The organism is Roseivirga sp. BDSF3-8, assembly GCF_041449215.1.
GTDB lineage: Bacteria > Bacteroidota > Bacteroidia > Cytophagales > Cyclobacteriaceae > JBGNFV01.
The window spans coordinates 4238735-4264955 of the sequence record NZ_JBGNFV010000001.1; the positions used below are offsets into that span (position 1 = coordinate 4238735).

At 47.0% G+C, this 26221-nt stretch carries 21 protein-coding genes; 12 read left to right on the forward strand and 9 right to left on the reverse strand.

Going from position 1 to position 26221, the window contains the following annotated elements:
- The first annotated feature begins 10 nt into the window (after positions 1-10).
- Together AB9P05_RS17430 and AB9P05_RS17435 are read left to right on the forward strand one after the other, a co-directional pair.
- Positions 11-1417 (forward strand): carboxypeptidase-like regulatory domain-containing protein, encoded by a 1407-nt coding sequence (locus AB9P05_RS17430; RefSeq protein WP_371910116.1) that lies wholly within the window; start codon positions 11-13, stop codon positions 1415-1417.
- Between the two features lie 66 nt (positions 1418-1483).
- Positions 1484-3283: a hypothetical protein gene (locus AB9P05_RS17435; RefSeq protein WP_371910117.1), complete on the forward strand. Its 1800-nt coding sequence runs from the start codon at positions 1484-1486 to the stop codon at positions 3281-3283.
- A gap of 10 nt (positions 3284-3293) precedes the next feature.
- Here AB9P05_RS17435 and menD read toward each other — a convergent pair whose 3' ends face one another.
- The 3 genes from menD to AB9P05_RS17450 are packed head-to-tail and all read right to left on the reverse strand — an operon-like array spanning position 3294 to position 6784.
- Positions 3294-5051: a 2-succinyl-5-enolpyruvyl-6-hydroxy-3-cyclohexene-1-carboxylic-acid synthase gene (gene menD / locus AB9P05_RS17440; RefSeq protein WP_371910118.1), complete on the reverse strand. Its 1758-nt coding sequence runs from the start codon at positions 5049-5051 to the stop codon at positions 3294-3296.
- Positions 5052-5103: 52 nt separating this feature from the next.
- Complete coding sequence (locus AB9P05_RS17445) at positions 5104-6363, reverse strand: chorismate-binding protein (RefSeq protein WP_371910119.1); 1260 nt, start codon at positions 6361-6363, stop codon at positions 5104-5106.
- A gap of 1 nt (position 6364) precedes the next feature.
- On the reverse strand, positions 6365-6784 hold the full coding sequence (locus AB9P05_RS17450) for a hotdog fold thioesterase (RefSeq protein ID WP_371910120.1): 420 nt from the start codon (positions 6782-6784) through the stop codon (positions 6365-6367).
- A gap of 52 nt (positions 6785-6836) precedes the next feature.
- On the opposite strand from AB9P05_RS17450, the gene AB9P05_RS17455 reads away from it, so the two are divergent.
- Together AB9P05_RS17455 and AB9P05_RS17460 are read left to right on the forward strand one after the other, a co-directional pair.
- The gene (locus AB9P05_RS17455; RefSeq protein WP_371910121.1) at positions 6837-7472 is read left to right on the forward strand and encodes a histidine phosphatase family protein; all 636 of its coding nucleotides are present in this window, start codon (positions 6837-6839) and stop codon (positions 7470-7472) included.
- Between the two features lie 52 nt (positions 7473-7524).
- Positions 7525-7914 carry an ArsC/Spx/MgsR family protein gene (locus AB9P05_RS17460; RefSeq protein WP_371910122.1) on the forward strand — a complete coding sequence of 130 codons (390 nt, stop codon included), beginning with the start codon at positions 7525-7527 and terminating at the stop codon, positions 7912-7914.
- A 31-nt stretch (positions 7915-7945) separates the two neighbouring features.
- On the opposite strand, the gene AB9P05_RS17465 is transcribed toward AB9P05_RS17460, so the two are convergent.
- The 3 genes from AB9P05_RS17465 to AB9P05_RS17475 are packed head-to-tail and all read right to left on the reverse strand — an operon-like array spanning position 7946 to position 11328.
- Positions 7946-9442 carry a tol-pal system YbgF family protein gene (locus AB9P05_RS17465; protein ID WP_371910123.1) on the reverse strand — a complete coding sequence of 499 codons (1497 nt, stop codon included), beginning with the start codon at positions 9440-9442 and terminating at the stop codon, positions 7946-7948.
- Complete coding sequence (locus AB9P05_RS17470) at positions 9439-10221, reverse strand: zinc ribbon domain-containing protein (protein ID WP_371910124.1); 783 nt, start codon at positions 10219-10221, stop codon at positions 9439-9441. Before AB9P05_RS17470 ends, AB9P05_RS17465 begins: the two co-directional genes overlap by 4 nt.
- 9 nt (positions 10222-10230) lie before the next feature.
- Complete coding sequence (locus AB9P05_RS17475) at positions 10231-11328, reverse strand: Nif3-like dinuclear metal center hexameric protein (RefSeq protein WP_371910125.1); 1098 nt, start codon at positions 11326-11328, stop codon at positions 10231-10233.
- A gap of 56 nt (positions 11329-11384) precedes the next feature.
- Between AB9P05_RS17475 and lpxK the strand changes: the two genes are divergently transcribed.
- Genes lpxK through AB9P05_RS17490 form a run of 3 tightly spaced genes read left to right on the forward strand, consistent with a single transcriptional unit; the run spans position 11385 to position 15050 of the window.
- Entirely contained in the window at positions 11385-12449 is a 1065-nt protein-coding gene (gene lpxK, locus AB9P05_RS17480) for a tetraacyldisaccharide 4'-kinase (protein WP_371910126.1), read from the forward strand.
- A 22-nt stretch (positions 12450-12471) separates the two neighbouring features.
- Positions 12472-14436 carry a putative porin gene (locus tag AB9P05_RS17485; RefSeq protein WP_371910127.1) on the forward strand — a complete coding sequence of 655 codons (1965 nt, stop codon included), beginning with the start codon at positions 12472-12474 and terminating at the stop codon, positions 14434-14436.
- A complete protein-coding gene (locus AB9P05_RS17490; RefSeq protein WP_371910128.1) occupies positions 14433-15050 on the forward strand; it encodes a tRNA-(ms[2]io[6]A)-hydroxylase in 618 nt (205 codons plus the stop codon). The genes AB9P05_RS17485 and AB9P05_RS17490 overlap by 4 nt, the downstream gene beginning before the upstream one ends.
- A 40-nt stretch (positions 15051-15090) precedes the next feature.
- On the opposite strand, the gene AB9P05_RS17495 is transcribed toward AB9P05_RS17490, so the two are convergent.
- Positions 15091-16353: an asparagine synthetase B gene (locus tag AB9P05_RS17495; RefSeq protein ID WP_371910129.1), complete on the reverse strand. Its 1263-nt coding sequence runs from the start codon at positions 16351-16353 to the stop codon at positions 15091-15093.
- Between the two features lie 111 nt (positions 16354-16464).
- On the opposite strand from AB9P05_RS17495, the gene AB9P05_RS17500 reads away from it, so the two are divergent.
- Together AB9P05_RS17500 and AB9P05_RS17505 are read left to right on the forward strand one after the other, a co-directional pair.
- Positions 16465-17700 carry an ABC transporter permease gene (locus tag AB9P05_RS17500; protein WP_371910130.1) on the forward strand — a complete coding sequence of 412 codons (1236 nt, stop codon included), beginning with the start codon at positions 16465-16467 and terminating at the stop codon, positions 17698-17700.
- A 66-nt stretch (positions 17701-17766) separates the two neighbouring features.
- Entirely contained in the window at positions 17767-18546 is a 780-nt protein-coding gene (locus AB9P05_RS17505; protein WP_371910131.1) for a T9SS C-terminal target domain-containing protein, read from the forward strand.
- Here AB9P05_RS17505 and mtaB read toward each other — a convergent pair.
- Positions 18536-19882, reverse strand: coding sequence for a tRNA (N(6)-L-threonylcarbamoyladenosine(37)-C(2))-methylthiotransferase MtaB (mtaB, locus tag AB9P05_RS17510; protein ID WP_371910132.1), 1347 nt, complete (start codon positions 19880-19882; stop codon positions 18536-18538). The genes AB9P05_RS17505 and mtaB overlap by 11 nt on opposite strands.
- A 241-nt stretch (positions 19883-20123) precedes the next feature.
- On the opposite strand from mtaB, the gene AB9P05_RS17515 reads away from it, so the two are divergent.
- Positions 20124-22286 carry a glutamine synthetase III gene (locus AB9P05_RS17515; RefSeq protein WP_371910133.1) on the forward strand — a complete coding sequence of 721 codons (2163 nt, stop codon included), beginning with the start codon at positions 20124-20126 and terminating at the stop codon, positions 22284-22286.
- A 104-nt stretch (positions 22287-22390) separates the two neighbouring features.
- Here the strand turns inward: AB9P05_RS17515 and AB9P05_RS17520 are convergent, their stop codons facing one another.
- Positions 22391-23494 carry a hypothetical protein gene (locus AB9P05_RS17520; protein WP_371910134.1) on the reverse strand — a complete coding sequence of 368 codons (1104 nt, stop codon included), beginning with the start codon at positions 23492-23494 and terminating at the stop codon, positions 22391-22393.
- Positions 23495-23943: 449 nt separating this feature from the next.
- Here AB9P05_RS17520 and AB9P05_RS17525 point away from each other — a divergent pair, with 449 nt between their 5' ends.
- Entirely contained in the window at positions 23944-25098 is a 1155-nt protein-coding gene (locus tag AB9P05_RS17525; RefSeq protein WP_371910135.1) for a glycerate kinase, read from the forward strand.
- Positions 25095-26135, forward strand: a complete 1041-nt coding sequence (locus tag AB9P05_RS17530) for an ArsO family NAD(P)H-dependent flavin-containing monooxygenase (protein ID WP_371910136.1) — start codon at positions 25095-25097, stop codon at positions 26133-26135. Before AB9P05_RS17525 ends, AB9P05_RS17530 begins: the two co-directional genes overlap by 4 nt.
- The last annotated feature ends 86 nt before the right edge of the window (positions 26136-26221 follow it).

The following is a 26221-nucleotide window of genomic DNA, read 5'->3' on the forward strand; positions in this document are numbered from 1 at the left end:
AAATAAAAATATGTTCGGGAGGCTGTTTAATTTTTTGGCCATTGCTCTCCTGTCAATTATCGGCGCCACTTTGCTGCTTGTGGTTCTGGTAGCCAGTGTAAATCCATCTCTGGCACAAGAGAGTCCCCTCCATAAGTCGCTGGCTGTGGAGCTGAATAACGTACGCGTGGATTCAGCCCTGCGACAGATAGGCCTGGCTGGTGAGGTCGAATTTTCCTACAACCCCGGCATTATTCCCGTCGAGAACCGCGTTTCTATCTCATCCCCTAAGACCACTGTAAAGGATGCCCTGGAAAAGGTGCTGGCCGACCAGTCGGTTTCCTATGAGGTGGTCAGTGACCAAATTATCCTTAAAAAGGATACCCTGCGGTTACCGCCCCCGCCTGTGACTCTCTCGTTACGTGGAAAAGTTACCGACTCTGAGACTGGCGAAGGATTGTCTTACATACATGTAAACCTGGCCGGCACCATGAGGGGTACTTATACCAATGAACAGGGGTATTTTGAGATACCCGGCCTTAAGCCTGGGAAGTATGAAGTGATGTTCAGTTCCATAGGATTCAAAGCCGTTAACCACGAAATGAAGGTGCTGCCGGGGGAGGCTAATTACTTGCCTGTAAGCCTTGATCCATTCATTTACGAACTGGATGAAGTAGTGATCAGGGGCATGGATGAAGACGTGTGGCAGGCGCATTATGACAAATTTCTCGAGCTGTTTTTTGGTCATACAAACAATAGCCGCAAATGCCGCATTCTGAACCCGGAAGTACTGATGTTTGAGGTAGACGAGGAGACAGGTAGCTTTGAGGCTTTTGCCCAGGATTTACTTAAAATAGAAAACCAGGCGCTGGGATACCGAATCAGTTACCTGCTGGAAGATTTCCGGATGGGGGATGGCTTTATTTACTATTCCGGCAAACCTAAATTTGACGAACTCACCAGTCGTAGTAAGTGGAAGCAGAGAAAATGGGAGAAAAACCGGCGTAAAGCTTATAATGGAAGTCTGCGGCATTTCTTCTACAGCATGAATACGGGGCAACTAAAGGAAGAAGGGTTTAAGACCTATAAAATCATCGTACCGGACGGCAGAAGCAGCCGGAACGAACTCAGCGAGATATTTCTAAACGACTATAAAAGTCTGAAGGATGCCGGGTACATCCAGATTATCTATACCAATGAAGTGCAGGATACCCGCTACATGAGCTGGGCCGAAGCTTCTGTTGGCGATCCTTCCGGGGCCTCTCACCAGAGGCACTTTTCCACCTATCAGACCAGTTGGTTACGTCTTAATAACCTTGACAACCCCCTGCTGTATAGTAACGGTACCTATGATCCTGATGCAGTAACTGTGTACGGATACTGGTCCTGGGAGCGCGTGGCTGAACTTATTCCTATAGAATACAGGCCGGATAAATAATTTCCCCCTGGCTATCGGTGGGGGTATCCTTTCCTGGATTGTCATGTGTATGACTGTCCAAAATACATGCTTACAGTACTCTACCATATATTACTACCGCTTTGCCTCATGATTAGCTCACCCACTTCCGGTGAGTCCGTCACACCCCGGGGCGCCCGGTCCGGCCCGGCGGCAAAGGACCTGAGCATCATGCTGGCCGACAGGCTGATCCGCTACCAGGGATCACGCGAAAAGGTTTATCTGAACCTTCCTGACAGTAAGCTCTCCCGGGCCGATACGCTGTATTTTTCGGCTGATGTGGTAGATGTGGAATACAATGCCCCCACTGAGCGTAGTCTCACTCTTTATGCCTACCTGTTTGATGCAGATGGGCATGCAGTGGCTGGTGATGCATTTTACCTGAAAGGCGGCCAGGCCTCAGGATATCTCACTCTTGGTAATGACCTGAAAGATGGATGTTACTACCTCTCAGCATTTACGGCCCGCCAGCAGGGTATGTCGCCTGATCAGGTAACTACCCGCCGGATTGAGATCGGTGTGACCACCACAGCACCCCCGCAAATTGATTTTGAGGTAGAAGGCGGTCATATAATAGCCGGGCTGCCGGTTTCCATTGAGGTATATTGTCCTGATCCGGGACGCCTTAAGGCAGGTATGCCTGGTGTGGTGTATGATGAAAAGGGGAGAAAGGCTGCCGAGGTATTGTTAAATGAAAAAGGCACAGGTGAATTTATCCTCCGTCCCTACCAGAGTAATTTTTCCCTATCCTTTACCGGTAACAGAGGAGAGTTATATGCTTACTCGCTGCCCCTGACAAGGAGCCGGGGTGCTGCTCTTAGCTTACTTGAGGTGCGAGGCGATACAGTGGCCCGGCTGGCGGTGCGTTTCAGCCATCCGGCTCCTCCGGATAATACCTTTCTGGTAGCGGCCCAAAATAACCGCCTGCTCATACACCAGGATGTACCCCGGTCACGTCAGAGCCTTTTCGATATCCCATTGCAAGAACTTTCTGATGCCCCGCTGCGCGTGGCCTTACTTGATGATACAGGTTCGCCTTTATCCGCAGTAGACATTAACCTTTCAGGTGATATTGATGAAGTAATTGGCTTTAAACCAGACCCTGATTCAGGGTTGCTAACCCTTACTACTCCTGAAGGAAATGCGTTGAAAGGACGGTTTTCCCTGACCGCTAGTGCTAAAGAAGCTCTGATGCCCTATGAGTCGCTGTATGTGGAGGAAGGCATGGGTAATCCGGTCGCATTCTGGAAAGATCTTGTATCGGCCGATAACAGCAGCCTGACTGGTATTGAAGATTTTGAGACGTGTGACCTCCTAGTCACAGATAAAAAAGGGCGTCCCCAGAGCGATAAGCAAATAGTATTGGGTGATGGCAACCATCAATCGTCTCTTCGCACCTCCGGTGAAGGCCTTATCAGGCTGCCGGCCTACCGGCTGCAGGAGCCTCTGGTCCTGAGCTTACCTGACCAGAAATATGTTCTCAACGCAAAGGAAGATAGCCGGAGATTGTTATTTATGAACCGTCTGGGGCAGTTCCTGAGTCATGTTGAGCATGATGAATGCCTCCACCCCTCACACACCAGCCTGCATTTTGGGACCCTCACTCTGGTACATAAAAGCAAGGCTCAATGGACAGCAAGTAAATTCCAGCGGACTAAGCCACACACCGCCTGTCAGAGGTATCTGCTAGGCAGCGATATCATGTGGCAGGCCGCTGCCTGTACGGATACCGCCGGTAGTTTGCATTTAAACCTGCCTGCCCAGTGGAAAGAAAAGCCGGTACTTCTGAGGATTACCGGCTTCACTGAGGATGGCTGGTTCATAGACCGGCTACTCAGGATTGAATAAGCTGCCTTGCCTATGCAGTGGGTGAAGAAGGTTTATCCGATTCGTTCAGATGCTTTTTCATAAAAGCTTTATATACTTTGAATACTTCTGCATTGTAGACGGATTCTGTTTCTACCTCCAGTAGCGCAGGTTTATCAGAAGGTTCCATAAACAGCGTAAGGGCGGTAAATAACCGACTCTTTTCCCGGCAGAAATAATAGTCCAGCCCCAATTCACGCGCCGTGTTTTCTGCTTTCAGTGGTTGTTCTGTCTCAAAGTAAGTCTCCAGTTCGGGTTGGGATGAAGGGCCGTTTATAAGACGAAAAATACCTCCTCCATGGTTATTTAGGATAACTATTCTGAGGTTTTTCGGGAGGTGGCCATGCCACAGGCTGTTGCGGTCATAGAAAAAAGCCATATCCCCCGTAAGCAATACGACAGGATCTTCTGTTTCTAAGGCGCAGCCTACAGCCGTGCCCGTGCACCCGTCTATTCCGCTCGTGCCCCGATTGGCATATACGCTGATATCATGACGTTCTGCAGCCAGCCCGCATATATTTGCATAACGAACCGGCATGCTGTTGGCCAGGTGCAGGTGGGTGTTCTGAGGCAATGTTTTTATTATCTCATATACCGCTTCGAATTCCCCGAGGGCCCGGTCTTCTTTTGCCCATTTTTGAAGTCCTCTTTCGGCGGCCTTTTCCAGACTGGTCCAGAGGAGGGAGTAATTGGCTCTTTTCCTTTCTGTAAACTCATTGTCCGCTCCCAGGGTGGCAAGCCATTCCAGGGTTGTAGCCTCCCCGGAGTGGATGACTTTGGTTAGCGACTGGTAGGTATCTGCCACCACCCCCGAGGGCTGTATATGCCAGTGAGCATCCGGCCGGTATTTGCGCAAGAACAGCTTCAGATTTTTGGCAATCACTGAGCGCCCTACTGTTATCAGCAGATCAGGTCTGAGCCGTTCCAGCTCTTCTTCACTCAGTGCTGACAGGAAAGTGTCTTGCCTGCGTATAGCCTGTGGCAGGCCGTGAATATTGCTGAGGATATCTCCCATCACAGTCGCCCCTGTTTTATCAGCCATTTCCCTAAGGGTGGCTGCCAGGGCCGGCTCTTTGGTCTGCTGGCCGGCTATTACCAGGATGCGGCTATATCCTGCCCATTCCTCTGCCAGCTTTTCTTTTTGACTCTCGTTTAGTATAGGTGTGCCCGTCAGACTCTCTGTCACCCGGAGTGATTCGGCATAACCATAGTGCTCACCCTCACCTGGGTAGAAGGGCTCCCGTACCGGTACGTTCACGTGTACAGGCCCGGCAGGGTAGGCATTAGCCTGTCCTACAGCTTCACTTATTTGTCTGTGAGCATGCCAGGTGGCATCAGCGTGCGAAGTATCTACGGGAAAAGTGAAGGACGCTTTGATGTGCTGTCCGTAAATGTTGTTTTGCCGTATCGTCTGGCCGTCCAGTTGATCTATCCACTCAGGGGGGCGGTCAGCAGTAAAAACTAATAGGGGTACTTGGTTGAAAAAGGCTTCTGCTATAGCCGGCGCATAGTTATAAGCAGCAGAACCACTGGTGCATACTATGGCAACCGGGCGGTTGGATGTCTGGGCCATACCCAGCGCTACGAAGGCAGCAGAGCGTTCATCGCCAATGACCCGGCAGCTGATACCGGGGTGGCGGGCAAATGCCAGGGTAAGGGGCGCACTGCGTGATCCGGGAGATAAAACTGCCTCTTTTACGCCAAGACGGGTGCATATCTCGGCTATGTCGTTTATAGATTGGATGATCATGGACTAAAGCTATGGGGCTAAAAATAGTAATTTGTTGCTATTCTGCCGCCCCTTATTCGCTTTTCCCTTTTTCTTTTAGGATTACATCCAGTAAAGTACGGGTTTTGTGCTCAGTTTCCTGCCATTCTTTTTCTGGCTGAGAGTCTTCCGTAACCCCCGCTCCTGCATACAGTATTGCCTCACCATTAAGCAGTCTCATGCAGCGCAGGTTTACATACAGGTTAGATCCGGATGGCATGTTCACCGGTCCCAGGTAGCCACTGAAGTATCCGCGTGAGTGTTGTTCCTTGCTTTGGATAAACTGCATGGCCTGCTCTTTGGGCATGCCACACACCGCGCTGGTTGGATGAAGCAGCTCCAGCATCACCGTACCAAGCTGAGGGAAGTTAGTGGCGTTCATATCTACTAAAAACTCTGTTTTCAGATGGATGAGGTTTCCTGCACGGCTTGTACGCGGTCCTTTTTCCTGAAATTCCCTCAGGCGTATTTTCTTGAAGCAGTTAATGATGTAGCGGCTTACGAGGGCTTGCTCCTCTATTTCCTTCTGGCTCCACAGCACGTCACACAGCGGTGTATCATCATTGTAAGGCTGCGTACCGGCCAGGGCCACGGTACGGAACGTGTTGCCTTCAGTGCTTAATAGCAGCTCCGGGGTGGCGCCCAGGAAACTGCCCTCATCAGGCAGGTATACGTAGGATACGAAAGCATTAGGGTAGGCTTCACACAACCAGTGGAAGGTTTCTGTGGCGTCAAAATCTTCGGGCAGAGGTGTCCTTTTTATACGTGAAGGCACCACCTTCAGCATCTCCCCGCGTTTGATGGCTTCCACACCTTCTTCCACCAGCCTTACAAAACGCTGATGCTCGCTTTCACCCTCCGGCAAAATGTCGGGTTCTAGCGCTTTGGAGTCCTTACTGGTTGGAGAAGATGCATGTCCTGAATGGGTCAATGCATTCTTGTATGCTTCAAAGTTATCAGACTCCTGTCGGTTATTGGGAAAGGTGGGTTCCAGGCCGGGATGTGGGGTTTCCGAATTCAGGTAAAGACTTGCCTGGATGTGCCGGCATATGCCACCTTCTTCCTGTTCAAACGGGGCCATCACAAACCCTTTTTTCATCTCATCCAGATCCGGCTTTAACGTACAGGCTGCGCCGCTAAAATCAGTGATGAAATGAACGGTGGACTGGCCGGGTAGCCGCCACAAAGCTGCAGGTAGTTCCGTCTTTTTACTGGCTTCAAAATATGAGCCGAAATCTGACCCTGCTGGCAGATCAATATCAAAAGCTGGTTTGCTTTCCCTGTCTTTATTCATGCTATTTCCTTTCCAGGATTGCCATTGTGATACGGCTTATGCATACTAATTTACCCTCTTCGTCTTCTATTTTTATTTCCCATACCTGGGTGGTTCTTCCTATGTGAAGGGGACGGGCCGTACCAATAACCCAACCATTCCGTGCGGCACGTATATGGTTAGCGTTTATCTCCAATCCAACGCAATTGTGCGTTTCAGGGTTCACCAGACAATGTGCTCCCACACTTCCCAGGGTTTCTGCCAGTGCCACTGAGGCACCCCCGTGCAATAGCCTGAATGGTTGTACCGTACGATTATCCACAGGCATGCGTGCTTTCAGGTAGTCCTTACCTACTTCGGAAAACTCTATACCCAGGTGTTCCACCATCGTTTTTTTGCTCATCGCATTGAGCTTTTCTGTGGTTACGTCTGCGGGGATCATGGTTTGTCGCTGAAAAATGATAATTTTATTGCCGTGCAAAATTAGGAGAAAGTTGAAAAGCAAAAAAATATACCTTGTCCGACACGGACAAACTGAATACAACCGCAAGGGTATCGTACAGGGATCAGGGATTGATGCCCCCCTTAACGATACGGGTAAAGAACAGGCACGGCGATTTTATCAAGCCTACAGTGGTGTTCCTTTCGATAAAGTATACACTTCCTACTTGAGACGGACCATGGAGAGTGTGAGTGGCTTTCTGGAAGATGGACTACCCCACGAAAAGCTTGCCGGACTCAATGAAATTCATTGGGGTAGTAAGGAAGGAAAGCCCTTTACACCGGATGATCATGATGAGTACCTGCGCATTGTCGATTGCTGGCGTAACGGTGATTATGAGGCTTGTATAGAAGGGGGGGAAAGTCCTACACAGGTGCGTGAACGGCTGAATGATGCCCTGGAGCACATCCTTGCTAATGAGAACGAGGAAAAAATTCTCATTTGCATGCATGGTAGGGCCATGAGGGTTTTTCTCTGCCTGATGCTTAATTATGACCTGTGCCACATGGATATGTTTGAGCATGATAATTTATGCCTTTACAAACTCGTATATACCGGCAGCTTGTTTCAGTTGGAGCATTTTAACGACCGCAGGCACCTGGTAACTCCTGAGGAGGTAAAAGCCTAAACAAAACAGGGGGGGTAGCAGGTTATACCTTTGAAAAACCTGTATAATTTGTATGGAGCTTAACGATAGAGAAATAACCCTGTTTTATAATCCGGCTAGTAAAAAGAGCCGAAATACGCTGGCCATGGCTAAGACCATGAGCGAGCATATTAATGAGTGGGATGTTACGCAGAACCCACCTACGGAAAGACAATTGAAAGAAATCATGCAGATGCTGGATGCAACAGTAGATGATATGATCGAAAAAGACTCTGATCTGTATAGGGAAAAATATGAGAAGGCGTCTTTCTCAGAGGAAGAATGGCTCAAAATACTAAAGCAAAATCCAGAGCTTATACAAACGCCTATCGTCTTTAAGGGAGGTAAAGGGAAGTTTATTGCTACACCCTCAAATGTATTGGACCTCGACCCCAGCGGCGGAACTAATGATTTTAAGACCTGAGCGAATTCGCTTAAGGTTTAACAGATAACCACTAGGGCAGCTCTTTAAGGGCTGCCTTTGCTTTTTGCTCAATACTGGCTTCGTAGGGATGGCCTTGATAGTCTATGGCTTTTTTCAGATAGTACCTGGACGCACCCGGGTCTTTTTCTTTAAGTAAATAGCCAAGTTGCAGGCATGCATTCGGAGCAAAATAATGATCTTTTTTCTGTGCCTCTATGGTATGATAGTAATAAGTTATGGCTGAGGTGGTGTCCCTGTTCAGATGCGCTACTCGCGCTGTGCGGTATAACCACTCCACTCTCTCATCATGTGATAGCTGGTTTCTTTGCGTCCGATTAAGCCGATTCAGAACAGCCTCTGCTTCATTAAGGTAGCCGCCGTCCATTCTCAACCTGGCTTCATACAGCGCCGGGATCGGTAGGGGCTCCTCCCCTCCGGATATTTTAAGTGCATACCTGTCTGTGCCTGTTTCTGCTTCTCCTTCTTTTACTGCGCGCTTAAATGCGGCTTTCATTTTTTCATTATTCCCCAGAATATACCAGGCAATGCCTTGTTTAAAGTAGGCATCCTTCACCAGGTGATCACCTTTGTTCAATCTCAAAAATGAGCCAAAGGATTCGATAGCCGTATGGTATTCCCCTTTTCGTAGCAGGGCCTCACCCTTCATATAAGAAATGGATGGAAGGGTGGTGAGCAGTAAAGAATCCTTGTCTAAATACGCGAGGTGTGACAGTGCCTTTTCAGCCTTAAAGTCTTTCAGATACAGCATAGTAAGCAGATGGTGGGCAAGCTGGTGCTGTGGCTTATTTTCAGTTAACTCTTCCAGCTGTTGAGTACTCAAGGCAGGGTTTTCAAACAAATACATGTCTCCCAGTGCCAGCAAATACTGGCCTTTGGTTTTTTGCACACCACTTGCCTTACTTATTCCCTTTTTAATAATGGCACGGCCATTTTCTTCCTCTACCGTGATGCCGAGGGTGGGCAGTGTCCACTGGTATTCTTCAGGGACCGCTTCCAGGGTGCCCTGAAGGAGCCCGTACAAGGGTAGGTGATCGTAGTAGTCCGGATAGCCCTCTGATATGTCAGAGAGTAAACGTACGGCTTTACGGACCTGCCACCCGCCCTTCAGCGTGTTGCCGCTGCGAATATGTACCAGAGCCCGTGAAAGATACACTTCGGCGGTATAGTGGTATTGGCGGGGGTCATACGCCGGTAACCTTTCAAGAGACTCTATGGCTACTTCGCAAAAGGACAGGTAATTATCGATAGCCGTGGGTTCATCTTTGCCCTGATAGAGCAGTGTTTTCACCAGCCCGTAAGTGGTGAGGGCATGAAGGGTATTAGCAGGAAGGTGTTGAGCATTTGCAGGTAGAGGGTGCTGGAGGTCAAGGCTGTAAAGGTTATTCCAAACCACCTGTTCGCTTTGTCTTCCCAGCAGGGGAGGCGAACCTATCAGCCAGACACACAAAAAAAGGGGAACGATGTATTCCCCTTTTTTAAATAATGTATGTAAAAGACCTTTGATCAAGAACTCTTCTTTTTCGTAGTCTTTCTTTTCTTCTTAGGTGGCTCTTCTACCACTATTTCATCTTCTACGTCAGCCAGAATACGGCCACAGTGCTCACATACGATGAGTTTCTTTCTGTCGCGAATGTCTGCCTGGCGTTGAGGGGGCACGATATTAAAGCAGCCTCCGCAAGCGTCTCTTTTCACAGGTACTACAGCCAGCCCGTTACGGGCATTGGTGCGAATACGCTGGTAAGACTTGTAGAGTCTTTCTTCTATATCCTTAACAGCTTCGTTTCTGCCATCCTCAAGTTCCCTTTCGTCCTCCTGGCTTTCGTTAAGAATGCTGTCAAGTTCCTTTTTCTTGCTGTCGAGGTCTTTCTGGCGCTCACTGGCAATAGCATTGGTGGCGTCAATTTCCTCTTTCTTCAACTCTATTTTGCGGTGAGATTCCTTGATGCGCTTTTCGCGTATCTGAATTTCAAGCTTTTGCAGTTCGATCTCTTTAGAGATAGCATCGTACTCCCGGTTGTTCCGGACGTTCATCTGCTGCTCTTCGTAACGCTTTATAAGCTTTTCAGAATCTTTAATAGCCTGCTTACTTTCGGAGATATCCTGCTCGAGGCCTTTCAGATCTTCATTGAACTTATCAATTCTGGTCTGGTAACCGGCAATTTCGTCTTCCAGATCACCAACTTCCTCGGGAAGTGCCCCACGTACTTTTTTCAGTTCGTCAAGTTGGGAATCTATTTCTTGTAATTTGGTTAGTGCGTCAAGCTTTTGTGCTACCGTCCTTTCCATGAATTAATTTTAAAGGTAAGCTATCGGGTTTGTCACTACTTCGGACAAATAGGATGCAATATTAGCAAATTTTTTATTCAATATCTCCACCAGAAGGTCTTTTGTATAGACTTCACTCTCATAATGGCCAATATCGGCAATCATGATACTGTCTTCGGCGTCGAAAAACTCATGATATTTAAAGTCCGCGGTGATAAATACATCTGCCTGACTGCGTTTTGCCTGACCAAGCAAAAAACTGCCGGCTCCTCCGCACACAGCCACTCGCCGTATCTCACGGCCAGTAGGCTTTGTATATCGTATCATGTTCAGGTTCATACTACGTTTCAGATGACGTAAAAATTCCATCGCCTGCATAGGTTGCGGAAGTTCTCCGACCATGCCGGAGCCTACCTCCTGATTTTCGTTTTCCAGCAGAAACAGGTAATAGGCCACTTCTTCATAAGGATGAGCAGCAAAAAGGGCCTGAAGCACAGCATGTTCCTTATGGGCAGGCAATAAAACCTCTGCTTTATGCTCTTTCACTTCTTCCTGCACATCCTGCGCACCAATATGAGGTTTGGTGCCTTCGCCTGGCCTGAAACTACCTGTGCCGCTACTACGGAAGCTACAGTGATCATAGTTACCCACCTCCCCGGCGCCGGCACGGTGCAGAGCATTGAGCACCTCTTTTGTATTCTCTTCCGGCACAAAAAACTCCAGTTTTTTCAGCAGGTTCTTTTTAGGAGCCAGGATTTTTGTTTTCTCCAGGCCTATCATTTCGCAGATTTTACGATTTACCCCTGTGTGTACATTATCCAGGTTGGTATGTATGGCATATATGGCGATGTCATTGCGCAGCGCCATCATTACCGTACGCTCTACGTAGTTACTGCCAGTCAGCCTTTTAAGGCCTTTGAAAATAATAGGGTGATGGGCCACGATGAGGTTGCAGGAGCGTTTAGAGGCTTCCTCCACCACGTCTTCGGTAACATCGAGTGTTACCAGCACACCCGTTATCTCCTTGTGCGGCTCCCCTGCAATGAGGCCTGAATTATCATAGTTTTCCTGGTAAGCCGGGGGGGCTATGCGGTCCAGGTAGGCTGTAATGTCTTTTATTTTCGGCATATTTGCATCCTTATTTTCAGACGTGGCAAGTTAATAAATATTACCTCGCGGCAATAATGGGCCTATCTCGGATTGTACTTTCACCATTTTCTGCCTTGTACAAAGTAGTTACGGATGTGCGTAATTTCCTTTACGACCAGGGCAGAAGGCATTCTACCCTCTTTACTGTTCCTGTAATCAATGTAGGAAACCTCACAGTGGGCGGTACAGGTAAGAGTCCTATGATCGAATACCTGGGGGCCATGCTTAGTGAAAGCTATCAGGTGGCCATTCTTTCCCGCGGATATGGCAGACGTACGAAAGGTTTCCGGCTGGCTGGCGAGGGGGATGATGCCACTACACTGGGGGACGAACCCTATCAGTTTTACCAAAAAGCGGGTGATAATGTTACTGTAGCCGTGGGGGAGGAGCGAGCTCTGGCCATTCCATCCATTTTACTGGAAAGACCGGAAACAAACGTAATTCTGCTGGATGATGCCTTCCAGCACCGTGCCGTGGTGCCTCATTTCAATATTTTGCTTAGCGATTACAACCGCCCTTTTTATAAGGATATGGTGCTGCCTGCAGGTAGACTACGCGAAAGCAGGTACGGAGCCAGGAGGGCCCATGCCGTCATCGTTACAAAATGCCCCGGTTCATTAGACGAAAAAGCAATGGAGCTGGTAAAGGCACAGATAGAAAAATATACCAGGGCTGGTACACCGGTGTTTTTTACCACTATTAGTTATGGGCAACCTATATCACTGTATGGTCATACATCCCCTGCCAGAGGCGAAAATGTAGTGGCCTTTTCAGGGATAGCCCGTTCGGAGCCATTCATAAACTACCTGGCCAAAACATATGCCCTTTCAGACCACATGGATTTTCCCGATCATCATGCCTACTCTGAAAGTGACCTGGAGCGCATCAAGGCCCGCTTTATGGCTCACGGCGCTACCTCTGAACAGACCAGCCTGGTGACTACAGAAAAAGACGCTGCGAGATTACGAAGCCTGGGGGCTAAGCATCCTTTATCCGGTTTACCGGTAAGTTACATCCCGATCCGGCCCGTGTTTTTGCGAGACGAAGAGGTATTTCGCAGCATGGTTTTTGATGCAGTGTCGAAGGAACTAGGGCGTTGAAAATAAAAATGTATTTTTGGGCGTGTTTTTGAGGAGAATCATCATAACGTGTTGTTTACTGTGCTTCGTTCAGCCGCTGCTAGCTCAGATAGAGCAGGAGGAGGGGAGCAATGACCCCTTTAATCAGAACGATCCGTTTAATAGTAACAATCCTGAACTGCTTAATGAGCAGGATACTGCATCCAATAGGCGTACAGGAAGAATTTTGGGAGGAGAGAAAGAGCCAAAAAGCCCATATGGTCCTACGACTACGCGGTTTTTCACTGAGGATGAATTCTTCAGAGGCGATAGCACGGTGCACTACATAGATACCACGCTGAATAACCTGCACAGGTTTGAGGTGATAGAGAAGCTTGAGCAGAAATATCAGCACCTGGGAGCTAACGGCACTGCCCTCAACCCAATCTTTCCTGTATTACCTGCGACCATCGGCCGTACTTCAGGATTTGATGTATATAATCCTTACTCCCTTGAAGCGGATTCGATAAGATACTACGACACCAAGAGTCCCTATACGAAGCTACACCTTGTATTCGGGGGTAATAACCGTAACCTTGTTGACTTGGCTTATGCGCGAAATATTAACCCGAGGTGGAACATTGCGGGGCATATGTATCGCATTATCACTGATAAGCAGGTAGGCGCCAGCGCCAGGCGTGACGACCGTAATGCTGTACTGAACCGGTACGGGTTCAATACTTCATACCGCTCAGAGAACGGTAAATATGCCTTACTGGCGAGTTTTGTCCGTATGAAACATGATGTGGAAGAGCTGGGAGGCATAGTGCCACCCACCACTGGCGTTATCACAGACTATTATGATACAGACAACGTAGCTATTGAACTTAGCGGGGCCGATGCAGAAGAGCTCCGGCAGGATTACCATCTCTATCACCAGTACGTGCTTACGCCTATACTGCAGGTATACCATAGGCTGGACCGTCAGAATCAGCTCAACAGCTACCGGGACCCTTTGTCACAGGATGATTTTTCCTATTACCCTAATACATTTATCCGTACGGATACTACCACCGACCGGTTCAAGTTCAGGGAGTTTAAAAATGAGGTGGGGATAAAAGGGAAAGTAGAAGAGGCTCTTTTCTATGCTTTCTATTATAAGCGCAGAGACGTCAATTTTATTTACAAGTACCTGCAGGACGATCCTTATGATACTGAGCACTATATAGGGGGTAAGCTGAGAACAGATCTCAATGAGCGAACATACCTTGCTGCAGAGGCCGAATACCTTGAAGGGGGAAATTACCGTGCCGGGGCTACCATCTACAGCCCATGGGCCGTGGTTGGCCTCAGGCGAATGCTTCGAAAGCCTGCCTACATTGAAGAGCGCTTTTTCGGTAATCATTATTCATGGAACAATGATTTTTCTACCGAAAGCACAGATCAGCTCGAGGGTAACATAATCGCCCGGATAGGCGAAAGAATCACCCTCAGACCCGGAGCTACTATAACCCAGGTGACTGACCCAATATTCTTCAACGCTGAACAGCAGTCTGAGCAACAAAGTGGTACGGCCAGGGTGTACTCCCCTGAGATAGAGTTGGAGGTGGGGCTGGCCCGTAATGTCTTTTTAGAAGCAGAGGTAATTCATACGTTTAAAGAGGGAGAGGTGGCGGATGTGTTCCGGATACCGGACTGGTTTGCAAATGCACGGCTGTATTTTCATGACAATATCCTGAATGATCGTATGGAGGCACGTATTGGTTTGGATGTACACTATAGGACATCATACCTGGCTGATGCTTACGCGCCGGGCATGCAGCAATACCATCTTCAAAATGAGTTCAGGGTGCCTCAGGCTCTTGTCGCCGACTTTTTCTTTAACTTTAAGATCAAGCGGGCCATGCTCTTCATTAAGGTTACCCAGGTGAACGAGGGCTTCCCCTACCAGGGGTATTTTACCACACCTAACTATACCGGGGTGGGCAGGCAGATAGATTTAGGTATTAACTGGCAGTTTTTCGATTGATAGGAGTGATAGAGACTGATTTTACTAAAAGCACCCTCGGGCTCGAGTTACCTACTGATCCGAGGTGGGCCAACGTAGCGGAGAAAAATATTGCTGACATACTGGTAGACCATGCGTACTGCGAGCAGAAGGCAGCCTCGAGTTGTATTTCACTTATAGTACAGTACCCTGAACGCGCCAGGCTGGTAGAGATGCTCACCCCTGTGGTGGCAGAGGAGTGGAGCCACTTTGAACGTGTGGTGGAGCAGCTTACTAAAAGGGGGCATGGTTTGGGAAGGCCTCGTACGGATGAATATGTCGTGCAGCTTATGAAGCTCATTCGAAAAGGAGGCGACCGTGAATTGCAGCTAATGGATAAGCTGCTGGTAAATGCGCTGATAGAGGCGAGAAGCTGTGAACGCTTTAAAATTCTCTGGAAGAATATTGGGGATGAAGAGCTGCAGAAGTTTTATTACGAGCTCATGGTTTCCGAAGCGGGTCACTATCATAATTTTCTCGATCTGGCCAAAGAGTACCAGCCGGAAGAGGTGGTGATGGACCGGTGGAAGGAACTGCTTCGTGCTGAGGCGGAAATCATGAAAAGTATGAAACCCCGCCAGGATCGTATGCATTGATCCGGACAGGGTTACACTGGAAATTCTTCGGGCGAAAGACTCAGGTCTTTTGCTTTTTCTTCTTGGCTGCCGGAAACAGAATATTATTCAATATAAGCCTGTAGCCCGGTGATTGCGGGTGCAAGTTCAGGTCTGTAGGTTCTTCCCCTACAAAGTGCTGGTAATCTTCGGGGTCATGCCCTCCGTAAAAAGTCCAGAAGCCCTTTCCATATACCCCATGGATATACCTCGCCTCAGAGATGGATTTCGTTTCTCCCATGATTACCACATCCGGTTTGATGAGCTTTTTCTTATAAGCCGTCGTCTGACCCATAAATCCATTGATCAGCCGCGTGTGATTTTGCGTGAGCATGGTGGGTATTGGGTCCCATTTGGCTGAAAATTCAAACAGGGTAAAATAGTCATTCCCCTCCGTCAGGCCACGCTCATTTACCTGATTATCAATGTTTGCATACTCATAGGTAAATGGATTGCGCTCCACTACAAAATTCTCAAAGGCGAAGGTATTCGTGAAGTCCAGCTTTCTTTGCATAGCCGGGTCTGCGGGATCACCGTCATACACCTGGTGACATATGTCTGTGTTTTCTGCCGAGAGAGCAATGTCATACGTATCTGTGGCTGAGCACATTGCAAAAAGAAAGCCGCCGCCGGTCACAAATTCACGTATCTTTTTTACCACGGCCAGTTTAAGGTGCGATACCTTGGCAAAGCCATGTTTGCGCGCCATAGCTTCGTACTCCTGCTGTTGCTCTATATACCAGGCCTCGTGCCCGAAGCTTCGGTAAAATTTACCATACTGGCCTGTAAAATCTTCATGGTGCAGGTGCAGCCAGTCATATTCTGGTAGTTTGCCGTTCATCACCTCGTCATCAAAGATGACATCATAGGGGATTTCAGCATAAGTAAGAACCAGTGTGACGGCATCGTCCCAGGGTTGTTTACTTTTGGGAGAGTACACCGCTATTTTAGGCGTTTTCTCAAGCCTCATTACATCCTGGTTGGTGCTTGGACTGGCTATTTCCTTTATGATCTGGTTAGAAGCGGCATCAGAAATCACCTCGTAAGAAACGCCTCTGATGATTAGTTCATTTTCAAACTGCTGGTAGTGTTTTACCATAAAACTTCCACCACGGTAATTAAGTAGCCAGTCTACCTCCACATCGCCATCCAGTATCCAGTATGCAATACCGTATGCCTTCAGGTGGTTCTTCTGTGCCTCATCCATAGGGATGAGAATGTAGGAGGCCATAGCCTGCGCAGGAAGTGCTATAGCAAGAAGCATCCAAATTAAAAATTTCCTCATTCGACGGAGTCTTTGACCGATAGTATAAGTAAGCAACGATTTATTCATGCAATTTATTAATATTGGAATACGAAATCCAGCAAGATCGTTCCATCCCAGAACACATGCATTATGGTTAACATTAAGGAAGATATTAAAGAAAGTCTGCGGTCTATCAAAGCGAACATGCTTAGAAGTGTGCTTACGGCCCTTATTGTTTCTATAGGCATAACGGCTCTGGTGGGTATTCTAACAGCTGTAGAAGGAATCAAGAGTTCAGTGACAGAAGGGTTTTCCGGTATCGGCACTAATACTTTTACCGTTACGATAGATAATCGCGGGGGAAGACAGGGCGGAAGAGAACGAAAGGAGCAAACGCCTATTAAACTAAATCAGGCTCGTTCTTTCAAACAGCGTTTTAATTATCCCGCCACCGTAAGCATAATTTCAAGCATTACCGGTATTGCTGAGGTGAAGTATGGCAGTAAAAAAACTAACCCTAACATTCGTGTTACCGGCATTGATGAAAATTACCTGGTAAATGAAGGCATAGAAGTATCTCTGGGTAGGAACATCTCTTCATATGAAGCCCAGCAGGGTAGTAAGGTAGCCCTTATCGGTAAAAGTGTGGCCACCACCCTTTTTGGTGAAAATATAAATCCGCTTGATAAGGAGATTGGTATTTCCGGAAATCGCTTTCAGGTAGTAGGCGTACTGGAAAAGGAGGGAGGTATGCAGGGAGGTGGTGCAGACCGTCAGGTGCTCCTGCCACTTGCCAGCGCTGTGCTAATGATCCGTAACCGTGAGCCTGCTTTTGAGATCACAGTCAATGTAAATAATCCTGATGAGCTGGATCCGGCCATTGCCGAAGCCACCGGGATTATGAGGCGTTTGAGAAACCTGCAGCCCGGACAGGAAAACGATTTTGTGGTAGAACGAAGTGAGGAAGCACTGAAGAATTTTAATGAGACCATCGGTATCATGCGCGTGGCGGCCTTTGTCGTTTCGCTGGTTACCCTGTTTGGGTGTTCCATTGCGCTTATGAACATTATGATGGTATCAGTGACCGAACGCACCCGTGAGATAGGTCTTCGTAAGGCGGTAGGAGCCACCCCCAAGCGAATCAGGAGACAGTTTCTGGTCGAGGCTATCGTTATTTGCCTCTTAGGAGGGGCATTAGGCGTATTATTCGGTATCATGTTTGGCAATGGCGTCTCCATACTTCTGAAGCTGGACACATTTGTCATGCCCTGGGTGTGGATATTTGTTGGCCTGACACTATGTGTATTGGTAGGGCTTCTTTCCGGGCTTATACCTGCAATACGTGCTGCTCGCCTTGATCCGATAGACTCGCTGCGCTACGAATAAGTTTTGCTTGAAAATTGGGTACATATTACTCATATTGTAGCAAATATTTTTTTTCTCATTGGCCCTATGAAGGCAAGAACCTTCCTCCTTTTTCTCACTTTTTGCGCGCTTCACCTTCCACTGGCTGTACTCGGACAGGTGACACTGCAAGGGGTATATCAGGGCAAAAACATCTATATTCAAAACCCTCTTTCAGAAGATAACAGGACTTTTTGTACCCGTGGGGTTATAGTAAACGGGCGATTACTTATCGAGCAGCCTAATACATCAGCTTTCGAGATCGATCTGTCTTTTTTGCAGATAGGAGAAGAGGTTAATATCAAGATAGAGCATAAAAATAGCTGTGAGCCTAAGATAATCAACCCCCAGGTGGTACGCAGCCCAGGCAGGTTCGCCTTTTCAGACATTCATTTGGGCAAGCACAACATTACCTGGCAAACCAAGGGTGAAAGGCCCGGGGGTAAGTTTTTTGTAGAGCAGTGGGTGAATAACGAATGGGTGATTCGTCATACCATTGATGGTAAAGGAGAGGCGGCGGTTTATGCCCTCCGCATAGATTGTTTTTCCGGAAATAACAGGTTCAGGATAAAGCATTTGCAGAATGACGGCATCATTTTTTACAGCGAGGAGCAGGCTTTTGAAAGCAATGAAGATCCCGTCACTTTCTACCCCCTCAGAGTAGCCGAAAAAATTGTCCTAAGCAAGCCAACCGATTATAAGGTCACGAGCGTAAACGGTACGCCCCTCGCTAAGGGAAAAGGTAAAGAAATACCCTTGCAGCATTTAAGAACAGGGGTTTATTACCTTTATATTGAAAACCGGCAGGAGAAGTTTTTTAAGAAATAGCCACGGCACGACCATGCATTGTTTCTATCTCTTCAGGAACAAACTCATCAGCAAGCATGTGGCCTTTAGTATCAATAGTAGTTAGCTTTACCGTCTTCAGTTCATTGATTAGGACGGGATCGTATTTAGCCGAAACACGCACATAGTTTTCGGTAAATCCGTGCATCATGCCATCTGCCACATCGTCTTCAAAGAGTACAGTGGCGGTTTTGCCAGCTTGCTTTTCATAGAAGTGCCTGCGCTTCTTATCGCTGAGTATTCTTAACATTTTACTTCGGCGCTGTCTCTCTTTGTCCGGTACCACCTCGTCCATTTCTGCAGCGGGTGTATTAACACGTTCGGAGTACGTGAATACGTGCAGGTAGCTTATATCGAGCTTGTTCAGGAATTCATACGTTTCCAGAAAGTCTGCTTCAGTTTCGCCGGGAAAGCCTACGATCACATCCACACCTATGCAGCAATCTGGCATGAGTTGTTTGATCTTATCTACCCTGTCCACATATAGCTCCCTCAGATACCGGCGCCTCATCTTGCGCAGTATTTTGTTGCTTCCGCTTTGAAGTGGGACGTGAAAGTGCGGAACGAACCGCTTGCTCTGGCTTACGAACTCAATGATTTCATTGGTGAGGAGGTTGGGCTCAATGGAGGAAATACGTAGCCGGTCTATACCCTCTACCTGATCCAGGGCTTTTACCAATTCTGCAAATCGCTCTTTTCTACGGCCATCCTGAATACCAAAGTCCCCGATGTTAACTCCTGTCAGAACCACCTCTCTTACATCTGTATCTGCTATCTTATTAGCTTCAGCTACAATATTTTCTATACTGTCACTCCGGCTCTTGCCCCTGGCCAGGGGAATGGTGCAAAATGTGCAATGATAGTTACAGCCGTCCTGTACCTTGAGAAAGGTACGGGTACGGTCGTGCATGGAGAAGGCGGTGTGAAAAGTTGTCGCATTTTCCACCTCAGATGCCAATACCTTGGTTTCAGGCTCTCTTACAAAGCCGTCAAGTAACTCTACTAATCTGAATTTTTCAGCAGCTCCTAGTACAGCATCTACTCCGGGAATGGTGGCAATTTCCTTAGGCTTTAGCTGTGCATAACACCCAATGATAGTGATGTAAGCATCGGGAGATATTTTACGCGCTTCCTTTACAACCTTCTTACATTTCTTATCTGCATTTTCTGTTACAGAACATGTGTTGATGATGAAAATGTCAGGAGTGTCGGTAAACTCCACCTTCTGGTAGCCCTTGCTTTCGAACATTCTCGAAATCGTGGACGTCTCTGAATAGTTTAGTTTACAGCCGAGTGTATAAAATGCAACCTTTCTCATTTGACCTGCAAAATTAGGTATTTTCTTTCGAATTGAGAAGCTGAAAGGAGCAACAGGCTTGCGATCGAACTAGTTCTAACCCCCAGGTCATTGGATTGTTTAGATAAACTCTCTAAAGAGGCTTATTTTTTTGCTAAAACTGCAAATTTTATATTAATGGGGTTAAAAAACGGGGCTGATCAATCATTTTAGTGTAAATTGTATTACTTTTGGGTAGTAAATCAACTCTTTTTAATTTTTCATGGCAAATATTAGGTTCAACGCACTAAAAGAACTCAATACCCGCACATTTAAAACTCCTACTCCTCCTGCTGCTGCTATCAGCGAATATTTTGGCGAGCTTTCCTTTGGTCTTGATAAGATGAAGACTGCCCTGGCTCCTGAAACATTTAAAAAAGTAGAAGAGAATATCAGGAAGGGTAAAAAAATAGATAAGGAAATGGCAGATGCCATTGCGGTGGCGGCAAAGTCCTGGGCAATGTCCAAAGGCATTACGCATTACACGCACTGGTTTCAGCCTCTGACCGGCGGGACGGCAGAAAAGCACGATGCTTTCTTTAATCCCCAAAAAGGTATCGAGGAATTTAAAGGATCAGCCCTGATCCAGCAGGAGCCTGACGCATCTTCTTTCCCTAACGGAGGAATCAGAAGTACCTTTGAGGCGAGAGGGTATACAGCCTGGGATCCCAGCAGCCCTATGTTTATAATGGGAGGCACGCTCTGTATTCCCACTATTTTTATTAGCTATACAGGTGAGGCTCTTGATAATAAGTCGCCACTACTGAGAGCAATGGAAGCAGTGGACAAAGCATCTGTAAAAGTATGTAAACTGTTCGACCGGAATGTGAGTCGCGTAACGGCCTCCCTTGGCTGCGAACAGGAGTACTTCGTCATTGACCGCGCTCTGTTTAAGGCCCGTCCTGACCTGGTTATGTCTAACCGTACTCTCTTCGGTCATAGCCCGGCCCGTGGCCAGCAGTTGGATGACCATTACTTTGGTTCTATCCCGACCCGGGTGTATAACTTCATGCGTGAGTTTGAGATCGAATGTCTGAGACTCGGTATTCCGGTTTCTACCCGTCACAATGAGGTAGCACCGAGCCAGTTTGAGGTAGCGCCGATCTTTGAAGAAATTAACGTTGCCAACGATCACAACCAGCTTATGATGGATGTGATGGACAGAGTGGCAGCAAAACATGACCTGGCAGTGCTTTTCCACGAGAAGCCATTTGCAGGACTTAACGGAACCGGTAAGCATAATAACTGGTCACTTATCACAGATACAGGGGTTAACCTGTTTCAGCCACGCACAAGTGCCAGAGAAAACCTTCTCTTCCTTACCTTCTTTGTGAATACAATCAAGGCAGTGTACGACAATGCAGATCTGCTCAGGGCATCTATTGCCTCTGCCGGTAATGACCACCGTCTCGGAGCTAATGAGGCTCCTCCTGCCATCATTTCAGTATTTATCGGTTCACAGCTTACCGCCGTGCTCGATGAGCTTGAAAAGAACGGTAATGTACAGGTGGAAAAAGGTGAAAACCTTTATATGAAGTTAGGTATCGATAAGATTCCTTCCATCATACTGGATAATACTGATCGTAACCGTACCAGTCCATTTGCCTTTACTGGTAATAAGTTTGAGTTCCGGGCCGTAGGGGGACAGGCAAACGTAGGAGTTCCTATGTCGGTACTGAACCTGATCGTAGCTGACCAGCTCAATAAATTTACCTCAGATGTAGAAAAGGAGACTAAGAAAGGTACTGAAAAGCGCCTGGCTATTATCAATGTACTTCGCAGCTACATTAAAGACTCTAAGTCTGTACGTTTTGAAGGCGACGGCTACTCTGATGAGTGGGTTAAGGAAGCCGAAAAGCGTGGCCTCAGCAATGTTAAAGACACTCCTCGTGCATTAGATGCTTACCTCACTGATGAGGTAGTTAAAATGTACGAGCGAAATGACGTTCTGACTAAGGTTGAGATCGAGGCGAGACATGAAATTCTTCTGGAAAATTATGTGATGAATATTCAGATTGAATCCCGCGTAATGGGTGATCTGGTAAATAATCATATTATTCCTACGGCGATAGCCTACCAGAACAAGCTACTGACTAACGCAAAAGGCCTTGCAGAGATTGGTGTAGACAACTCTGGTGTAAAGCGCACCATTGAAGAGCTTTCACGGTTCATCAATGAGGCTAAGAAAGGAGTAGACAATATGCTGGAAGAGCGAAAGCGTCTTAATAAGATCGAGGATCTGCGCGAGAAGGCAATCGGATACTGTGATGACGTTAAAATGAAGTACTTTGACGACATCCGTTATGCAGTAGACAAGCTGGAATTGATCGTGGATGATGAAGATTGGCCGCTGGTTAAATACCGCGAGATGCTTTTCCTGAGATAAAGAATCATCATTAAAAGGCATACAAAAACCCCGGTGGGAATTCCCGCCGGGGTTTTTTTTAGTATTAACAAAAGCTTTAATACACAATTGCTCCAGCAGCAAGCCTACCATCCTCTTGCTCCAGCTTCCAGTTTAAGCTGCTGCATGGCAGGTTTTTCTGATTGATTATCCTGCAGGCCGGATGATTTAAGAAAATCAACAAAGCGGCTGACGTATATAGATTCCGACATACCACTCTCTTCAAGTATTTTAACTGCCTCAGTATTACTTTTATCCTTAAGCCAGGTAAAATGAATACCCTGGATAGCATCATCGTAAAGGTCCCAGCCTCTGAATACTTCCGCGACAAATTGTCGTTGCATTTCCTCTGAGCTGTTACAGCTTACCGCACTTGGGTAGCCACACTCCTGAAAAAATACCTTTTTGCTGCCAGAAATAGCAGCGAGGTACTCCATGTCACGGGTTACGTGTAGCACACTTCTAAACGTGTAGTCACGATTTCTTGGAAAATAGCTGATAGAAACAATGTCTGCTTCATCATGCAGTGCGAGTGCCAGATCTTTCGTTTCCAGTAAATTTATTCCTGAGAATGAGGTGGAGGCTCCCACGACTAATGCACTTCCATAGTAGGATTTGATAATTTCACGTGAATAGGCAAAAAAGTCGGTGTAGGAAGCCCATTCAATTTGATTTTCTTTCAATAGGATATCTACCTCTTCGCCTAATATAACCCTGTTTACATCTACAGTAGGATACCGGTAGTATACCTGATATAAGAGGTCAGCAAAGCGTTCCCGCAATTCTGTATCACTCCAGTCTCTCCCCCCCAGGTCATGCGGTATGCTTACTTTATTACGGCTAATGGGATTATATACAAGCGTAACAGGAAGGTTCCCTTCTGCACATTTTTCCATCACCGGGTCCAGTTGTTCAAATGACAGAATTCCGGAACTATCTACCTTTTCCCAATCAATTACAATCTGGCCCTCATTTGAACCAGCAAGAAGAGACTCTTCCAACTCCTGCTCATCGGGCAGGGTAAACGTACTTCCGACTACTGATAACCCTCTTTCACCTTTGTCCTTCACGGTCGGTAATACCGGCTCTGGCTCTTTATCAGGAAGCACTTCTTCAGTAATCTCACAAGACGCAAGGCTTACCATCAATATCATGTGAATGAACGCTCCTGGTAATCTTCTTCTATTCATCTTCATTCTCCCCCGTTTATTTCCTGGATATTTGTTTAGCTCGATTCGAAGATATTCATCAATAAAGAGGTAGGCCATAAGCTGTAATCGCACAAAATAATCTCTGTGTAAGAAAACATGTACTATAAGAAGCCTTAAAACCATATCATCCCATAGCTCAGGTATTTGATGAGGATACCATCTGGTTTTTATTAAATTAAGCTCAGTAACCCATGTTAGAATAGTTCAATAGATGCATCGAGGATAGTTTTGAACTATTTAAATAATTACGCTTATTATTATGACTTTTTCCATATGTAGATGGAAAAGTTTGATTCAATTCAGGAGATGGTTTTTTAAGGCAATAATTTCAATTATTTAATTATTACCAGGGAAAGGTTTTTAATTCGGCATTTTCCATTTATACGTAACGTTTCGCCTTAGCATTTCTGATTTTCATTTTTACAAATATGCCACTCAATATCGTTATCGCACCTAATGCATTTAAAAATGCTCTATCCTCCATACAAGCTTCTAAGGCGATAGAGGCAGGTTTAATAGATAGTCATTGGGAAGGTGGTATTCGCTGTGTGCCAGTGGCTGATGGTGGCGACCATACAATGGAAGTTTTAGTAGATTACTTTAGCGGTTACTTTGTCACCTGTTCCGATATATCAGACCCTTTGGGGCGTTCCATTAGTGCCCGGTATGGTATTGTGGATATCTATGGTAACAAGACTGCAGTAGTGGAACTGGCGGAAGCCTCGGGTATGAGGAGGTTGAAGGCGGAAGAATTGACCCCACTTCATACAACTTCTTACGGCACGGGGCAATTAATTGCTAAGGCAGTTAAGGCGGGTATACGGCATATAATTCTCGGTGTGGGAGGTAGTGCCACAGTTGATGGAGGCACTGGTATGCTTAAGGCTCTTGGTTTTTCATTTTTGAATAAAAATAGTGATGAGATCAGTGAGGGTGGGGGATCCCTGATTCAGATGGACAAAATAATGCCTCCTGAAAATAATATCCTGGAGCAGGTGAGACTGGAGGTGTTTTGCGATGTAAAGAACCCCTTATTAGGACCTGAGGGTGCTGCGCGGGTGTTTGGGCCGCAGAAAGGTGCGGATCATAAGGCTGTCGAACAACTGGAAGCGGGGTTGACCAAATTTGCACAGATAGCAGAACAACTTACCGGAAACAGAATAGATGGGGTAGCCGGTGGAGGTGCTGCAGGAGGTGCAGCCGCCGGTAGCTTGATATTAGGAGCCACGCTTTCAAAAGGGGGGCGACGGATGCTGGAGTTGATGAAATTTGCGGATATACTTGGCGATGTCGCCTGCGTGATAACTGCTGAAGGACAACTTGATATACAAACGCTGGAAGGAAAAGCTCCTTATGAAGTTGCCAGAATGGCGAAAGAAAAGAACCTTCCTGTCATTGCGCTGACGGGGGCAGCACCTTCAAAAGAAAATGCTGAACTATCGCGCTGGTTTGACGTAATACTCCCTATCGGAAGGAGGCCTGCCTCTTTGGAAGTGGCTCTTAGCCAAACCACAGAAGATCTACGCAGAACAGCCTGCCAGGCTGGAAATCTGCTTGTTTTATTAGACCAAAGTACGATATGACCTACGATGTCATAGTAATCGGTGGCGGCCAGAGTGGTCTGGCAGTCGGTTATTACCTGAGAAGGGAAAAACTAAGCTACCTGATCCTGGATGCTCAGGAAAAGCCAGGCGGCGCGTGGCAGCATGCCTGGGATAGTCTTACCCTGTTTTCACAGGCTCAGTCCAGCTCTTTGCCAGGAGTTATGTTTCCGGGAGGGTCTGATTACCCACACCGGGACGAGGTCATAAATTACCTTCAAATGTACGAGTCACGCTATCATCTACCTGTTAAAAGGGCCGTTCGGGTAAATGATGTCAGGAGAAAAGAGGAGGATTTTGAAATAACCACAAATAAGGGTGAGTTCACTGCCAAAACAATCATCAACGCTACAGGTACCTGGAGCAAGCCCAACATACCAGATATTCCCGGCCTGGAGTCCTTTTCTGGTATAAGTATACATTCTTCTGCCTACAAGAACCCGGAGCTCTTCACAGGAAAAAAAGTATTGATAGTGGGAGAGGGAAACAGCGGTGCCCAGATAATGTCAGAGCTTAGTAAAGTAGCAGAAGCCACATGGGCTACAACGCGGGTTCCCGTTTTTCTCCCTGACCATATAGATGGAGCGTACTTGTTTAACCAGGCTACATTTATGTACAAAGCAAAGCAACGTGGTGAGGAGTTTAAGCCTGCTTCACTCGGAGATATAGTAGTAGTGCCTTCAGTTAAGGAAGCAAGGGACGAGGGAAGACTCTCTTTTCGGGAAGGCCTTGCCGAGGTTCAACCCCATGCAGTAGTTTGGAAGGATGGAACCAGGCAGGCTATAGATGCTATTATATGGTGTACCGGATTTAAACCTGCACTAGGCCATCTTACCGGTGTAGGCATATCTGTGGGAGATAAACCGGAACTTAAAGGTAATATGTCAGCAAAAGTGGCGGGCATGTGGTTTGTGGGGTACGGAAACTGGACGGGGTTTGCATCAGCTACCTTAATTGGGGTAGGTAGAAGCGCCCGCAAAACGGTGAAAGAAGTGGTTGCTTACCTATCCAGGCAATAAGATCCTTCAAAATCTTAAGTGATAAATGCGATTAGGTGAATATTATTTTTGACACTAGTCCTGCCTTTCTATTTTTGTCGTCCTTT

Excerpts from the sequence above, each read along its gene's own strand:
- AB9P05_RS17530 (WP_371910136.1), top strand. The coding sequence starts at position 25,095 with ATGACCTACGATGTCATAGTAATCGGTGGCGGCCAGAGTGGTCTGGCA.
- AB9P05_RS17500 (WP_371910130.1), top strand. The coding sequence starts at position 16,465 with ATGGTTAACATTAAGGAAGATATTAAAGAAAGTCTGCGGTCTATCAAA.
- AB9P05_RS17445 (WP_371910119.1), bottom strand. The coding sequence starts at position 6,363 with ATGAATAAAGACAGGGAAAGCAAACCAGCTTTTGATATTGATCTGCCA.
- AB9P05_RS17470 (WP_371910124.1), bottom strand. The coding sequence starts at position 10,221 with ATGGAAAGGACGGTAGCACAAAAGCTTGACGCACTAACCAAATTACAA.
- mtaB (WP_371910132.1), bottom strand. The coding sequence starts at position 19,882 with ATGAGAAAGGTTGCATTTTATACACTCGGCTGTAAACTAAACTATTCA.
- AB9P05_RS17515 (WP_371910133.1), top strand. The coding sequence starts at position 20,124 with ATGGCAAATATTAGGTTCAACGCACTAAAAGAACTCAATACCCGCACA.
- AB9P05_RS17525 (WP_371910135.1), top strand. The coding sequence starts at position 23,944 with ATGCCACTCAATATCGTTATCGCACCTAATGCATTTAAAAATGCTCTA.
- AB9P05_RS17460 (WP_371910122.1), top strand. The coding sequence starts at position 7,525 with ATGGAGCTTAACGATAGAGAAATAACCCTGTTTTATAATCCGGCTAGT.
- AB9P05_RS17520 (WP_371910134.1), bottom strand. The coding sequence starts at position 23,494 with ATGAATAGAAGAAGATTACCAGGAGCGTTCATTCACATGATATTGATG.
- AB9P05_RS17450 (WP_371910120.1), bottom strand. The coding sequence starts at position 6,784 with ATGATCCCCGCAGACGTAACCACAGAAAAGCTCAATGCGATGAGCAAA.
- AB9P05_RS17430 (WP_371910116.1), top strand. The coding sequence starts at position 11 with ATGTTCGGGAGGCTGTTTAATTTTTTGGCCATTGCTCTCCTGTCAATT.
- AB9P05_RS17475 (WP_371910125.1), bottom strand. The coding sequence starts at position 11,328 with ATGCCGAAAATAAAAGACATTACAGCCTACCTGGACCGCATAGCCCCC.
- AB9P05_RS17435 (WP_371910117.1), top strand. The coding sequence starts at position 1,484 with ATGCTTACAGTACTCTACCATATATTACTACCGCTTTGCCTCATGATT.
- menD (WP_371910118.1), bottom strand. The coding sequence starts at position 5,051 with ATGATCATCCAATCTATAAACGACATAGCCGAGATATGCACCCGTCTT.
- AB9P05_RS17495 (WP_371910129.1), bottom strand. The coding sequence starts at position 16,353 with ATGAGGAAATTTTTAATTTGGATGCTTCTTGCTATAGCACTTCCTGCG.
- lpxK (WP_371910126.1), top strand. The coding sequence starts at position 11,385 with ATGGGCCTATCTCGGATTGTACTTTCACCATTTTCTGCCTTGTACAAA.
- AB9P05_RS17505 (WP_371910131.1), top strand. The coding sequence starts at position 17,767 with ATGAAGGCAAGAACCTTCCTCCTTTTTCTCACTTTTTGCGCGCTTCAC.